The sequence below is a fragment of the Klebsiella sp. B345 genome (assembly GCF_051131735.1).
Lineage (GTDB): Bacteria > Pseudomonadota > Gammaproteobacteria > Enterobacterales > Enterobacteriaceae > Klebsiella.
The window spans coordinates 4,898,302-4,912,952 of the sequence record NZ_CP180443.1 but is presented as its reverse complement, the minus strand read 5'-3'; the positions used below and the strand labels follow the sequence as shown (position 1 = coordinate 4,912,952).

General features: G+C 51.9%; 13 protein-coding genes. 3 read left to right on the top strand and 10 right to left on the bottom strand.

Annotated elements, in window-relative coordinates; genetic code table 11:
* The first annotated feature begins 82 nt into the window (after positions 1-82).
* The gene (locus ACMYSO_RS22980; protein ID WP_434668238.1) at positions 83-574 is read left to right on the top strand and encodes a cold-shock protein; all 492 of its coding nucleotides are present in this window, start codon (positions 83-85) and stop codon (positions 572-574) included.
* A gap of 101 nt (positions 575-675) precedes the next feature.
* Here ACMYSO_RS22980 and ACMYSO_RS22975 read toward each other — a convergent pair whose 3' ends face one another.
* From ACMYSO_RS22975 to ACMYSO_RS22940, 8 genes are all read right to left on the bottom strand, one after another.
* Complete coding sequence (locus ACMYSO_RS22975; protein ID WP_434668235.1) at positions 676-1,941, bottom strand: Y-family DNA polymerase; 1,266 nt, start codon at positions 1,939-1,941, stop codon at positions 676-678.
* A 2-nt stretch (positions 1,942-1,943) separates the two neighbouring features.
* On the bottom strand, positions 1,944-2,363 hold the full coding sequence (locus tag ACMYSO_RS22970) for a translesion error-prone DNA polymerase V autoproteolytic subunit (protein ID WP_434585614.1): 420 nt from the start codon (positions 2,361-2,363) through the stop codon (positions 1,944-1,946).
* A gap of 229 nt (positions 2,364-2,592) precedes the next feature.
* A complete protein-coding gene (locus ACMYSO_RS22965) occupies positions 2,593-2,874 on the bottom strand; it encodes a hypothetical protein (protein ID WP_123753707.1) in 282 nt (93 codons plus the stop codon).
* A 102-nt stretch (positions 2,875-2,976) separates the two neighbouring features.
* The gene (locus ACMYSO_RS22960; protein WP_434668232.1) at positions 2,977-3,372 is read right to left on the bottom strand and encodes a hypothetical protein; all 396 of its coding nucleotides are present in this window, start codon (positions 3,370-3,372) and stop codon (positions 2,977-2,979) included.
* Positions 3,373-3,384: 12 nt separating this feature from the next.
* The gene (locus ACMYSO_RS22955; RefSeq protein WP_434668229.1) at positions 3,385-3,588 is read right to left on the bottom strand and encodes a hypothetical protein; all 204 of its coding nucleotides are present in this window, start codon (positions 3,586-3,588) and stop codon (positions 3,385-3,387) included.
* A gap of 563 nt (positions 3,589-4,151) precedes the next feature.
* A complete protein-coding gene (gene manA, locus ACMYSO_RS22950) occupies positions 4,152-5,321 on the bottom strand; it encodes a mannose-6-phosphate isomerase, class I (RefSeq protein ID WP_434668226.1) in 1,170 nt (389 codons plus the stop codon).
* A gap of 148 nt (positions 5,322-5,469) precedes the next feature.
* Positions 5,470-7,665, bottom strand: coding sequence for a CBM35 domain-containing protein (locus ACMYSO_RS22945; protein ID WP_434668223.1), 2,196 nt, complete (start codon positions 7,663-7,665; stop codon positions 5,470-5,472).
* Between the two features lie 11 nt (positions 7,666-7,676).
* On the bottom strand, positions 7,677-9,014 hold the full coding sequence (locus ACMYSO_RS22940; protein WP_434585619.1) for a maltoporin: 1,338 nt from the start codon (positions 9,012-9,014) through the stop codon (positions 7,677-7,679).
* 902 nt (positions 9,015-9,916) lie between these two features.
* On the opposite strand from ACMYSO_RS22940, the gene ACMYSO_RS22935 reads away from it, so the two are divergent.
* Both ACMYSO_RS22935 and ACMYSO_RS22930 read left to right on the top strand, forming a co-directional pair.
* Positions 9,917-11,239: a PTS sugar transporter subunit IIC gene (locus ACMYSO_RS22935; protein WP_434668220.1), complete on the top strand. Its 1,323-nt coding sequence runs from the start codon at positions 9,917-9,919 to the stop codon at positions 11,237-11,239.
* Between the two features lie 221 nt (positions 11,240-11,460).
* Complete coding sequence (locus ACMYSO_RS22930) at positions 11,461-11,673, top strand: hypothetical protein (protein ID WP_434668218.1); 213 nt, start codon at positions 11,461-11,463, stop codon at positions 11,671-11,673.
* Between the two features lie 205 nt (positions 11,674-11,878).
* Here the strand turns inward: ACMYSO_RS22930 and ACMYSO_RS22925 are convergent, their stop codons facing one another.
* On the bottom strand, positions 11,879-13,342 hold the full coding sequence (locus ACMYSO_RS22925; protein WP_434668215.1) for a glycoside hydrolase family 1 protein: 1,464 nt from the start codon (positions 13,340-13,342) through the stop codon (positions 11,879-11,881).
* Positions 13,339-14,640 carry a PTS transporter subunit EIIC gene (locus ACMYSO_RS22920; RefSeq protein ID WP_434670862.1) on the bottom strand — a complete coding sequence of 434 codons (1,302 nt, stop codon included), beginning with the start codon at positions 14,638-14,640 and terminating at the stop codon, positions 13,339-13,341. The genes ACMYSO_RS22925 and ACMYSO_RS22920 overlap by 4 nt, the downstream gene beginning before the upstream one ends.
* Between the last annotated feature and the right edge of the window lie 11 nt (positions 14,641-14,651).

Here is a 14,651-nt window from a genome sequence, read left to right as displayed (position 1 = left end):
CCAAAGGCGTGGTCTGCGCAGGCATTGTGCTTTACACTGCGCGCTGCAAAAACTGAGTAGATAAACGATTAAGTAGGCAATAATGGCGATGAATGGCACGATCACAACCTGGTTTAAAGATAAAGGTTTTGGATTTATCAAAGATGAAAACGGTGATAACCGTTATTTTCATGTGATTAAGGTCGCCAACCCTGACCTGATTAAGAAAGATGCGGCGGTGACCTTTGAACCCACCACCAATAATAAAGGCTTGTCCGCTTATGCGGTGAAGGTCGTCCCGGAGAGCAAAAATCTCTATATTGCCGGCGAGCGCCTGAAGATCACCTCGATCAAGTCTTATCTCGTGTACAGCGAAGAAGTCCCGGCCGATGCCTCTGTTGATAAAGAGAATGCGGTACTGTCGGTGGGGATGCTGATGGGGAATATCAGGCCCAAATCCGCCGCGAAGCCGGGCGAGATGCGTTCGCTGAAAAAGCTGGCGATCACCACCTTCCAGAGCACGACCCTTATCTTCTCGGAAGATGAAATTGACATCGAAGAGACGGTCAAACTGCTCAAAAACTTAAACCGTTAATGGTTTCTGTGCCGCCATCCCGGGTGCGTCCTGCACCGGATGGCGACATCACCCGCCCGCAGACACTATGTGTATCTCCACCGCCATGACGGCATGGCCCTTTAGCGCACCTGCAGCAGATCGCTATAGCGAGTAGTGTAGCGCGGGGAAAGCATGTCACGTTTCATCTGCCATCCGGTCTGTATCCCCTGCCCGGCAAAATAGAGCGCACTTCTCCCGTTTTTCGCATTCAGAGCGTCCAGTACCGCCATCAGTTTCTCGCTGTTCTTGCGCGGCGCGTTGTCGTCGAAAAGATTGAGCTGAGCGACCCCCTGGCTGTAAAAATCCCCCAGCATCACCCCGGCTTTCTGATAGCGATGTCCCTCTTTCCAGACCGAGTCCAGCGCGCGAATGGCCGCCGCAATAATATCCCGGCTGTCCTGCGTCGGCGTGAGCAGCTTTACCGACGCGCTGTTACTGTAATGGGGGCTGTTCTGCGCAAAGGGGCTGGTTTTGATAAACATCGAAATAAACCGGCAGTACTGATGCTCGGCGCGGAGTTTCTCTGCGGCACGCGACGCGTAGCTGCATATCGCCTGATGCATCTCGGGATACGCCGTGATATAGCTGCCGAACGATCGGCTGCAGATAATCTCCTGTTTCAGTGGCACAAACTCTTCCAGCGCCAGACAAGGTTCGCCGCACAACTCTCTCACCGTTCGCTCAAGGATCACGTTGAAATGTTTGCGGATAAAACGGATATCGGTATCCGCAAGTTGCAGGACGGTTTTGATCCCCATAGTCTCGAGCTTTGTACTGATGCGGCGGCCGACGCCCCACACATCCCCGACGGGCAGGCGGGCCATCAGCTTTCTCTGCCGCTCCCGGTTCGATAGATCCACCACGCCGCCCGTTTGCTGCTGCCACTGCTTTGCCGCATGGTTGGCCAGCTTGGCCAGGGTTTTCGTCTGGGCGATACCGACGCCGACGGTGAGATGGGTCCTGCGCCCTATCGTTTCACGAATTTCCCGGCCAAAGTCACTCAGCTCGCGGCAGTTACGTACCCCGGTAAGATCGCAGAAGGCCTCATCGATGCTGTAAATTTCACAGCGCGGAGATAGCTCTTCCAGCGTCGTCATGACCCGGTTCGACATGTCCGCGTAGAGCTCATAATTGCTGCTAAAGCAGATAACGCCGTGTCGGCGGAGCTGATCTTTTTGTTTAAAGTACGGCTCGCCCATCTTCACAAATGGCTTCGCTTCGGCAGAGCGGGCGATCACGCAGCCGTCGTTATTCGACAGCACCACCACCGGTCGGCCGCTTAAGTCCGGCCTGAAAACCGTCTCGCAACTGGCATAAAACGCGTTAACATCACAGAGCGCAAACATATTCAGCCTGCGGATTTAATGATGTAGGTGACAACGCCAAAGACATTAAGAGTCTCTTCACTACCCACGAGGATCGGGGAATAAGCGCTGTTCATCGGATTCAGCTGTACCAGCGGCCAGAGCTGCAATTTCTTGACCGTAAACTCTCCGTCCACCGCAGCGATCACTATATCGCCATGTGCGGCCTTGCGTGAGCTGTCGACGATCAGCAGATCGCCCTCTCCGATGCCCCCGTCAATCATGCTGTCCCCTGCGGCTTTCACAAAATAGGTCGCGCTGGGGTGGCTAATCAACAGATCGTTTAAGTCGATGCGTTTTTCGACATAATCCTGCGCCGGGCTGGGAAAGCCGCACTGCACAACGTCACTGAATAAAGGGAGCGGAGCTATCTGGTGCAACTCGGCTGGCGTGTAAAACTTCATGATAAACCCACCATATAAATACTGATTATATATACAGTAGTTTTATCAGGTCGGCAGGTCAATATAGGCTACGGCTATCAATTTCCCAGACAGACGTAACATATTGATGCTATTGGCGAGAAAAATCTTACTGCTGCGCGGATGCCTGTCTGACTGCTGAGGAAGTAAGCGACGAGGGCCGCCAACGCGAATAATCCTGCTAACCGGGTTAGCAGGATTATCGTTATGGTCACGACCAGAAATGATCCCGGGATTCCTGATCTGCCGTCGGCCGCGTCAGCCATGCCAGAAAACCGATCGCCGCCCCCAAAATAAATAGCACCACCGTAATTACCAGCACAATAGAAAGCTCGGTTGAAAACATTTCAATTGACACACCATTATTCATTTCACTAAAAAGGAATACCCCTTCATCCAGGGTGAAATAGATAAACCAGATACAAAATGCAATAAACAGCCATAGAAATATTTTCCCGAGAAGCGTTCTTTTTATCTTCACTTCCTCAGACATGATATTTTCTCAATATACTGGTGATCGTTCGAGTATAAACACTCACGTTAAATACACAGCCGGGATATCACATCCCTGTGTCACCATTCACGGCCACATTTTTTATTGTACCGTGACTCCGGCTAATCTCCCGGAGGTGGTCATATCAAACGCCACCGTGAAGCCTGATTTTTTCCAGCGGGTATGCTCATCATTGACAGAATGCCAGCCTTCCTCTTGCATAAAATCGACGGCCTGCCCCTGATACATCCCGGCAATATTGGCATCGAGATCGTGTGCAATATCTTCAGCCGCCTCGCGTCTGGCGTTGCGCTTAGGGTTGTCCGCGTCCTGATACTGGTGCGAGGCGTGCCCGACATGGCATGTACCATTTGCGTCACTCACTTGTGTACATCCTGAACGTTCCAGCTGTGCGCGATAAGCTTCGCTGATCGCAAATACCGGCTGAAACAATGAGCCAGCAATCAGCGCCACACTAATAATATATTTCACTTTCATTTACTGACCCTTTCAACGGTACCAACAACGCGAGCCATTATCGGCCTGACTGGCATCAGGTAAGGTTTCGCAGTCCGGCAAAGAAACCCCGTCGCGCGTAATCATCTTGTCAGCATGATGGTGACGATGCCCCTCCTTTGCGGGCGCGATGACACACCCCGAAAGAAATAACGAACTGACCATCATCCCCATCACTGCTATTGCTCTCTTTTTCATTTTTAACCCTGTCTTATTTTATTTTTAATCTGACCAGTGCCGTTGCAAACCCGGCAAATTTATTCAACAGACTATGTTGGACAACCGCATCTTATTTGACATAGCAAAACAAGAAAAGAGGTCAGACCTGGCTGAAAACTCTGTTTTAACTCATTGTTTTAAAAGTAGTTAAACCGCACCTCGCATTTTTGTTATTAACTTGATAATATTACATCGATTATTTTGTTATTTTTATTTTAATGCTTTAAATATCTTTCCACGCTGGCGGCCAAAATCATTACATTTTCTTAATAATCCCCGTTAAAAAAGCTCCTCCCTGTATTTGTTTAAGACGAATCCTATGAACGCATGATATTTACCACGCTAATTAAATGCAGCCTATTATTATTCACTGCCACGACCGCTGCTTGGGGTTATTGATATAAGACGATTAAAAACAGGCCAGCACCGCCTACGGCAGTGTGGCCAAAACCGGACAGGTCTGTCCGGAATGAGGGATAAAGATGAAAGGCTAAGGATGAAGCATGAAGGCTAAAATAAATGCAGGCAGATTCACGCCGCCGTTAATAGCTGACGAGGCAACATTTCCCCTCCAGGGACAATTGATATCCCTGTGCCAAAAACGGAATAAAAGCAGACTGCCCGGCAGAGAGCGTGAGCGTTTCACCGCAAGGGTGACACAGGGTCGCCGTGCCTTGTAATACCAGCAGTATTTGCGCGCTGGTGACCGGGATGATTTTTTGCTGGCAGCGGTCGATAATGCTGAACTGAAAATCCTCCACAGGGATCGGGTAGCGATGCGTCACGTCGACGCTCTCGGCGCCCATTTTAAGTCTGTCGGCCTGCGTCTGCGTAAATACCGTGCATTTTACCAGCTCTGCCAGATTGATATTTTTGGGCGTCAACCCGGCCCGGAGCACGTTATCGGAGCAGGCCATCACTTCAACCGCAGTACCGCTCACGTAGGCGTGCAACGTGCCGGCCCACAGGAACATCGCTTCGCCGGGGTTAAGCGTAATGCAGTGCAAAAACAGCGGAGCCAGGGTGCCGATATCGCCTGGATAGTCGCTCTGAAGCCGGGTAATAAACGGAGTCAGATGACTGAGGCCTCCGTTATCAATACATTCGGATAAGCGCGCCAGTACGCTTTCGCGCTGCGCCGGATCCAGCTGCATCAGGCTGAGGAAAAAATGCATCAAGCCGTCAGCGGTCATATTGCTACGCAGTTCGGTCAGCGCGCCGGTCAGCTCGGGCGCATTGAGCCGCAGAAAATGGTTCACAATCTCCTGATACGGGCGAAAGCCATTCATGGCCATAAATGGCGTCAGGGCATACACCAGCTCAGGTTTATGATTGTCGTCATTATAGGCTTCTCCCGGTTGATTCCCCTGCCGGGCAAAACCGGCTTCCGCCTGCCTTTTATTGGGATGCACCTGAATAGACAGCGCGCTGTCGGCGGCAAGGAATTTCAACAAAAAAGGAAGCTGCCCGAAGCGCGTGGCAGCGCGTTCGCCCAGCATAGCGGCCAAATCCTCTGCAATTAAGGTCTGCAGCGACCTGGCGCTTTGCCCACACTCCACCTCAGAGCATCCCGCCGGATGCGTTCCCATCCACATTTCGGCCTGCGGCTGATCGTCAGGGTTCGGCACATGAAACAGTGTATTCAGGGCGGTCCGGCTACCCCAGGCATAGTTCTTAATGTTGTTGCGCAGACGGTAAAATACCTGAGTCATAAGGCCACCTTGAACAATACACCGGGGGTGAAGCGAGGACGGGATGCCCGTTCTGAAAACCAGAACGGGGCGTTATCGTGCAATGGGTACCGGGTCATAGCCCCTCCTGATAAAAAAATGCTGCGCCCAATGGACGCAGCCAAAGCCATTACTCAGCAGTCACGGCAATAGACTGAATAAACATATAGCCCCAGTCGCCCGAAAACTTACCGAAGCTCACCACGTTTTCACCGGCCTTCAGGGTGACAGGCACGACGAGCTGCTGGCCTTTTTCATCCGTCTGCGGGAACTCAATGCCGATCGGCGATCCATCGTTAACCACGAAGGAGTTTTTCTTACCTCCCCACTTCGCATTAAACTTCACATGCAGGGCGTATTTGCCTTCCCAGGGGGCGTTCACCTTCCACGTCACCTTATCGCCATCATTGGCAAAAGGTCCCAGGAAGCCATCGTCAGCAATAGTCAGCTGGTTTTCACTGCTTTTCACGACGTTCAGCTCACCCTGTTTAACATCCAGGACCTCGCTGCCAAATTTGCAATAATCCGCAGGCAGCTTGCCAACAGGTTCACTGACCGACACCTTCACCGTTTTGCTCGCCTTCAGCAGACCATCGTTGGCGGTAAAGGTCAGGTCGTACTCGCCAGGAGCGGAGAACCAGGCCCGGGTTTCGGCTTTGCTGCTGTCACACACATGCGCCTTGTCGTTACCACCGGTACTCCACGCCACCGTGACGTGACGCGCAGGGAGATCGTCGTCAGTCCACGTGGCAACGAGCGGAACGCCTTTATCCTGAGTGGTGGTCAGGGCGTCACTCAACGTCACCACCGGCGCCAGGTTTTGCTGGGTGTGTTTAACGCTGATAACGTTAGAAGGCGCTGATGCACCGCTTTCGTTCTTCGCAATGACGCGGTAGTAGTAGGTTTTCCCTAATTGCAGGCTGCTGTAGTCATCACGGAAGAGCGCCATTTTTGACGGATCCCACTCATTGACCCCATCAGAGACATCCTTCCCGACCACCTTCCACGGCCCTTTGGCGCTGGTGGCTCGCTCGATATCGTAATAACGACCGACCGGCGCCCCCATCCAGTTGATGGCAAAAGGTGAATCCGTCGCTCTCAGCTTCGGTGCTTCCGGTACGGGAAGCGCAGGCGCTGCGCTCAGGCCGGCCATCTGCGCAGACGCATTGCGAACCAGATTGACCACGTCCATTTCCTGGTTAGCGTTACCTTCTACCGGGAAGCCCGGCAGATGGTAGCTATAGTGGCCGGTATACTCTTTGTGCCAGTAGAATCCGCCGTCATGACGATGGCCACGGAATCCCCAGATAAAGCCACCAGCCGCCTGCGCCCCATTAACATCGGTATGCACGATAGACTGCATGATGTTGTTAAGCTCTTTGTGGTCCAGCAGACCAAACTCGCCGACCAGGTAAACCTTTTTACCGCCGATGGCCTCCAGATCTTTGCGTACCTGATCGGGATGGTTGTTGCCCGCGTTGGTGTAATAGTGGTTACTGACAATGTCGACGTTAGGATCGTTGATGGAAAAATCATTAATCTTTTTATAGGTTCCGTCGACAATCAGCTGATGCGGAGCCCATTTGCGGATCCAGGCGGCGGTTTCTTTAAGGAAGCTCGCATTGGTGTCTTCCAGTTCGTTACCCGTCTCCCAGGCCATAATGGCCTTTTCATCGTAATAGTGACGACCCGTAACGCTGTTAACACGCGTAATCACCTGACGAATAATGTCCTGATACGCTTTATAGGTTTTGCTGTCTGTACGATAAAAATCTTCTGGTTTTTCATGGTAAAACGCCGCCAGCTGTTCACGCCCGCCCCACCACCACCAGTGGTCGATAAACGGCAGAATCAGCCTTAAGCCCTGCTTGTCCGCTTCGGCAATCATGTTGTCGTACACTTTCATCGCCGTTTCGTTCAGCCGTGGCATACCGTCAGGCGTTTCGGGGGCAAGGATATGCGTTTCACGACCACAGGCTTTGTCATTTTCCTGCTGCACGGAGAGCACATAAACACGCTGTGCCTTCGCACCCGTTTTTACCATCGCCTTGATCCAGTTTTCCTGCTCGTCAGCGGTGGGCCACTTAAAGTACTGCCCCCATCCCCGGGGGTCAGCTTTACAGGTTCCGCGCGCATCATCTTCGATGCGATGCAGTTCCGGGGCATGGATCCCGGCGAAACGAAAGAGGCTATTACCATCTTTCAGTTGCGCACCATCACGGGTAATAAAGTGCTCAAAATGAGACTGTTCCGCCGCCATTGCGCCAGCACATCCCAGTGCTGACAGCAGTGAAACCAACAGGATTTTTTTTACGGGGATAAACATCGTTCTTCTCCTTAGAACCAGACTTCAGCCTGAATACCAAAATTCAGGGTGTCAGAACTCCCCGAGCGGGTATAACTGCCCGAGGTGATGCTGCCGGTGCTCCAGTCATAGCTACCATCAAGTGCATCAGATACGCCCTTATCCCACTTGGCATAAGTGACGAAGAAGCGCAGCTGCGGACGAGCCCAGAACCCGGAATCAAAGGTCAGCGTTGGCGCGATGGTCACTTTGGTCAGCCCGCCCTTACCTTTACCATCGACCCCCATGTAGTTTTTATCGTCGAGATACTCATAACCCAGCTCGTACTGCATGGCGAAGTTCTTGGTAATCTGGTGATAAGGTCGAATACCGGCGACCCACATGGAGCGCCCCCAGCCATTTTCATCACTGGTCCACCAGCGGTAATTTTTGTCTTTCTGGTAGAACGCGAAGGTGGAGATTTCCAGATCGCCCATCGTCGCCAGGTTATCGAGGACCACACGCCAGGATTGAGTATCTTCAAGGTTCGCCCAGCCCCAGCCGTTTTTACCCAGCGAGTCAGCGGCGGCCAGCCCTTTACCGTACTGGAAGGCAATGCGGGAATACCCGCCGGTCAGGCCATAAAAACCATCAAAGTTGTACACCCCGGTAAAGCCGTAGCCTTTTTCTGCCGCCGTCGGATGGTTTTCGTTGCGGTTCATATGGTGACCGATAAATTCGAGGTCCAGACCGGTGCCACCAATTTTCTTGAACCACAGGTTGAGGGAATAATCGTCCGGGTAGCCCTTGTCGCCCTGATCAACCGGGTAGGCATCCGTTTCATCGGTTGGCGAGAAGGCATAAACCCCGGCATCAAAACGGGCGAACCCGAGGTCCATATTGTCAAAACCACCGCCGGTCCCGTTGTACTGGATGTACTCCCAGTCAAACTGGTGGCTGGAGGTGTTAGAGCTGCTGTAGCGCTTACCGGCCCAAAAGGTGACATCCGGAGCAAAATCGAGGTTGCTGAGTTCAGCAAAACCTTCACGGAACTGAACATCATGACCGTCGTCATCGCGACAGTTCCAGTCGGCGGTACATTTGGTCTGGTGCGTCAGGTTGGCCTGAATACGGGCCACTGCACCGGTATCTGATTTCAGCGTCACCGTTGGAATCAGTTCAATTTTGGTGTCCTCTTCGTTACCAAGACGCCATTTGCCATCCGGCATTAACCCCACGGAGTTGGCACGGTTTCCGTCGCTGTTAGCCAGAATCCCGGAACGCATGTACCCGTGCAGTTGAAAATCGTATTTATCATCTGCGCTGGCGTAGCTGCTCATTACCGTTACGGCGATCAAGGACAGAGGTATTGATTTAATTAGCTTTCTCATATGATCCCTTTGTTTATTATTTGCACTGCTTAACGTTGCAGTGGAAATGTACGGCTCAAAAAAGGAAATGTATATCCCCAAACGGAAAGCGCTTTCCATATTTACCGGTTCAAATCACACATCTGAGATAAAAAAGAATATTTTCGTGATTAAAATCACATAAAAATGCTTACATTCGTTATTAATGGCAGCAAGATGGAATTTTTAAAGGCGCTGAGATGGCAAAACCAAGATGGGAACGGAAATAATATATCCAGGCAATGAAATTGCCGTCATCGCCCATCCACCATTACAAAAACGCTTTTTTATCAGGGACAACATCCCGGAGCACCCGTAAAAGCCAGGGCAGAAAGCCATGAGAGAAAACGACTCAAAGCACTAATAAATAACACAAAATATACCAATCATGACGCAATGGCGCGCTAATTTAAAAAAGAATACGGGCAGCGATAGCGGAAATCCAGCCAACGGAGAAAAGTGAGTAACAACAGAAAAAGGTCAAATAACACCGATGAGACTTCAAACTTTTTTTCGATAACTGCGCATCTTCACCCTGATATCTGCAGCAGACTGTACGCAATTCATTATTTCTGGTGATCTTAATCACAATTAATCCATCCATGAACGGAAAGCGCTTTCCGTTACATCTCGCAATAGCTATAGTCCAGACCAGCCAGTGAAGGCATTGTGATGGAAAAGATCCTGGGGGCTGCTCTACCGGGATACCTGCCAGGCTGCGGGTGAAAAAGGGGTGAAGACATAACGTGATTTGCCCAAACAGAACGATACACAGGGCATCACGGTAGATGCCCATCACATGATGGGTGCTGACAGTCAGAAACGAGGGGCAGTTCTCGGTGATGCCCTGTCCCTGATAGATAACAAATAACAAGGGAAAAGCGATGAGCGCTCTGTATTCGAAACTCATTAACGTCATTGAACAGAAAATTACCCCGATGGCCGGCGCGGTCGGGCAGCAGAAATATGTCACCTCGATCCGCGACGGCTTTATTACTGCCCTGCCGTTTATGATCGTCGGCTCATTTATGCTGGTTTTTATTTTTCCGCCGTTCTCACCGGATACCACCTGGGGATTTGCACAAGCGTGGCTGCAATTTTCTCTGGCCCATCGCGATGCGCTCATGCTGCCGTTTAATTTCAGCATGGGGGTCATGACCCTGTTCATTTCTGTCGGCATTGCCGCCAGCCTGGCAAAACATCATAATCTCGATTCACTGACCGCCGGCATGCTGTCGCTAATGGCCTTCCTGCTGGTGGCAGCCCCACTCAAGGATGGCCATATTTCCACGGCCTACTTTTCGGGCCAGGGGATCTTCACCGCCATCCTGGTGGCGATTTACTCCACCGAGCTGTATGCCTTCCTGAAACGGCATAACATCACCATTCGCCTGCCGCCTGAAGTCCCGGCCGGGGTGGCACGATCGTTCGAAATCCTGATCCCGGTGCTGGCAGTCGTGCTGACCCTGCACCCGCTGAACCTGTTTATCGAAGCACAGTTGGGGATGATTATTCCGGAAGCGATCATGTCGCTGGTGAAACCGCTGGTCGCCGCCTCCGATACGCTGCCGGCCGTTCTGCTCTCGGTGCTGGTCTGCCAGGTACTGTGGTTTGCCGGTATCCACGGTGCCTTAATTGTCACGGGGATCATGAACCCGTTCTGGATGGCGAACCTCTCCGCTAACCAGGCCGCGATGGCGGCAGGTACGGCGATCCCGCACATTTATGTGCAGGGTTTCTGGGATCACTATCTGTTGATTGGCGGAGTGGGATCCACCTTACCGTTAGCGTTCCTGCTGCTGCGCAGCAAGGCTATCCACCTGCGCACGATTGGCCGTATGGGAGTGGTACCGGGCTTATTTAATATCAACGAACCCATTCTGTTTGGTGCGCCGATCATTATGAACCCGCTGTTCTTTCTGCCTTTCGTACTGGTGCCGATGGTCAACGCCACGCTTGCCTGGTTTGCTCTGGACTTCGACTTAGTCAGCCGGGTGGTTTCCATGACGCCATGGACAACGCCAGCCCCAATTGGCGCCTCCTGGGCCGCGAACTGGAGCGTTAGCCCTGTCATTATGTGCCTGATATGTATGGCAACATCGGCCGTCATGTACCTGCCTTTCCTGAAGGCATACGAAAAACAGCTGCTGGCACAAGAGCACAAAAATGCGCTCGCCCAGGCTGAAGCGTCGGCTCAGCGCGCGTAACAAAAGCGGGGTGATGGATGCGACACACAATAGATACCGCCAGCAGCATCCGCTCATCCCGTTCGTCACCCCATTCAAAGAGAGGCATTTTCCTCTCTTTGTTGCAGAACGTGGTCACCCGTTCTGCTCAGCAGTCGTCACACCACCATAAAACCAGATATCCCCTTACACTATGATTATGCAGAAGATCTCAAGATGAGATTGACCTCAGGAGAAAACCGATGAAACCAACGTTAGCAGTGACAACCCTCGCGTTGATTGCAGCGATGTCATGCAATGCCATTGCTCAGGACGTTATTTTGCCACTCAAGGAAGAAGTCCAGACCGATGAGGGTAAAATTTGCATCTATGGTACCGGCGCGCAAAATGAAAAAGTCATTATGCAGGGCACCGACAGCTGTCCACCTACGAAGACGGCTAAACAGCAAAAATGAAAAACATGCCATGTCACAGAGACTGCGCCAGGGGTCACCCGCCCCGCCGCTGAATCGTGGAAACACTGCCCCGCCCGCCAGCATGCCCCCCGTGCCGGAGCGTGCGTCGGGGCAACTATAATTTATTGTCCGCCAGCCCCGCTGCACCGGCCTCACCATCCGACAAAGCAGCAGAACCGCTCTGCCGCTTTGGGGTGAATGCCGCTTAGCTAAGGTCTTCGCCGTGAGAGGCAATACATTTTTGGTACCAGAAGAACGAGTCTTTCTTATAGCGACGCAGGCTGCCGTTACCCTGGTCATCCAGATCGACATAGATGACGCCATAACGTTTTGACATCTCTATCGTGCCGCAGGAGACGATATCAATAATCCCCCACATGGTGTATCCGATCAGCTCGACGCCATCGATCACCGCCTCTTTCATCTGTTGCACGTGCTCGCGCAGATACGCGATACGATACGGGTCATGGATAGCCAGGTCCTGTTCCAGCACATCTTCCGCGCCAATGCCATTCTCGGCAATAAACAGCGGGATACGGTAGCGGTCGTAAAACTGGTTTAAGGTGATACGTAAGCCGATGGGGTCAATTTGCCAGCCCCAGTCGCTCGCCTTCAGGTACGGGTTTTTGTTGCCGCTGACCAGATTGCCGCCGGTGGTTTCCCAGTTTTTGTCGGTGGTTGCCACCATCGACATGTAATAGGAGAAACTGAGGAAATCAATGGTATATGCTTTCAACAGCGCATCATCCCCGGGCGCTTTCTGAATGACGATGCCGTTGTCGTGGAAATAGCGCGCCATATAGGCAGGGTACTCCCCTCGCACCATAATATCGGTGTAGAAATAGTTGGAGTATTGCTCTTTATGCAACGTCTCCAGCACATCTTCCGGTTTACAGGTGGCCGGATAGGTCGTAAAGCGGGCGATCATGCCGCCAATTTTGGCTTCCGGCAGGATCTCGCGGGCCAGTTTGATCGTCAGCGCGTTGGCAATAAACTGGTGATGCAGGCACTGGAAAATCGCCGACTCGTAATCCTCTTCCTGATCCTTAATCAGGCACACACCGTTATAGGGGTTAAATTTCCCAGCATTAATCTCATTGAACGGTAACCAGAAATCGACCCGATCCCCGAGGGATTCAAATAATACCCGGACAAACTTCAGATAGAAGTCCACCACCTTTCTGTTTTTCCAGCCGCCATATTCGGTCACCAGGTTCAGCGGGATATTGTAGTGCAGGATGGTGGCAAACACTTTCATGCCGCGCTGATGGCACTGGTCAAACAGGTCGATATAAAACTGAATCCCTTGGTGGTTAGGCGTTTCGTTATCACCGTCTGGAAAAATACGTGACCAGTCGATAGACGTGCGGAAAACTTTCATCCCCATCTCTTCCATCAACGCCAGATCATCCTGATAACGATGATAAAAATCGATACCGCGGGTAAAAGGATAGTGCCCGGGTTCAATCGCCTTCAGCGCCGCATTGAAACGCGCCGTGGTCATATTAATATTACGGTTATGATCGCGCTCTGCGCGGTTCCACGCGGGGTCAAAATAACGAATATTCTGTGTATCCAGGCCCTTCCCGTCTGCTGTAAATGCCCCATCGGCCTGCGCTGCTGAAATCGCACCACCAAATAAAAAATCCGCGTCAAAACCTGTTTTCACTTAATGTCTCCTGTTTTATGACTTAACTCATATTTCATTAATACGGTGGTTAATAAATACGCTGCGCAGAAGCTGATGGCGGCCCCCATAATGGCGTACACAATATTCATGCTATTGCCAGGGTCAATAAAGACCGGCAGCGTGGTGAGTCCTGTCGGCGCCAGCGTCATCCGCTTAACGCCCATGATGCCCACGAACAGCCCGCCAATTCCCCCGGCGAGTAAGACGGCATAGAAAGGCTTCTTCAGTTTCAAATTGACGCCGTACAGTGCCGGTTCCGTAATCCCTAGTAATGCGGTAAATCCGGCGCCGTTAGCCAGCGCTTTAAAATCTCGATCTGTCGCAAAGCGTGCAGCTGCCAGCGCTGCGGCACCTTGCGCAATATTTGAGACTAAGAAACCCGCGCCAATCATGTCGAAACCATTGGTCGCTAAGGACTGGAAGGTAATCGGCATGGTGACCGCATAGTGCATCCCGGTCATGATAAAAATCGGCGAGAACACCGCCATGATAAAGGGCAGCAGCCAGATGCAGTGGTCGTTGACGTAGGAGATCCCAACCCCCAGCGCTTTACCGATGTAATCACCAAAGGGGGCGATAACCGTTAACGCCAGGGGCACCATGATTAACAGGGTCAGGAACGGTTTCATAAAGAACAGGATCGCGCCCGGAGAGAGTTTTTCAGCCAGCTTTTCCGCCCACGAGGCAATCCATACCACCAGGATGATCGGGATAACCGTGGAGCCGTAATGCACCAGCGATACCGGCACATTGAGGAAACTGATGGGCGTATGCGAGGCCACCAGCGCGGTAAAGGTGGGATGCAGCAGCATGCCGCCCAGCGTCATCGCCACAAACGGGTTCATGCTGAATTTCATCGCTGCGGTATAGGCCAGCATAATCGGCAGAAAGTAGAATGTGGTATCCGCCGCGAAATTCAGCACCATACTGGTTTGTGATGTTTTATCCATCACCCCAAGCATCACCAGAACAATAAGCAATGTTTTTATCATTGCCGCCCCGCTGATGGCAGGGAGAATCGGCGTAAAAATTCCCGAAATAATCCCAAGGAGACTGGATATACCGTTTTCTTTTTTCTTCAGGGCGCTGCTATTAATCGCCACAGGGGGGCTGTCAACCGACAGTTCTGCGGGATTCAGCGTATCTTTTAATTGTGTAATGGCGGAAAAAACATGCCCCACCTGCTGCCCGAGGATCACCTGAAACTGACCGCTACTTTCGACCACACCAAGGACCTCAGGTAACGCCGAAAGCGTTGCTTTATCAACTGGATCCATCGTATTTAGCG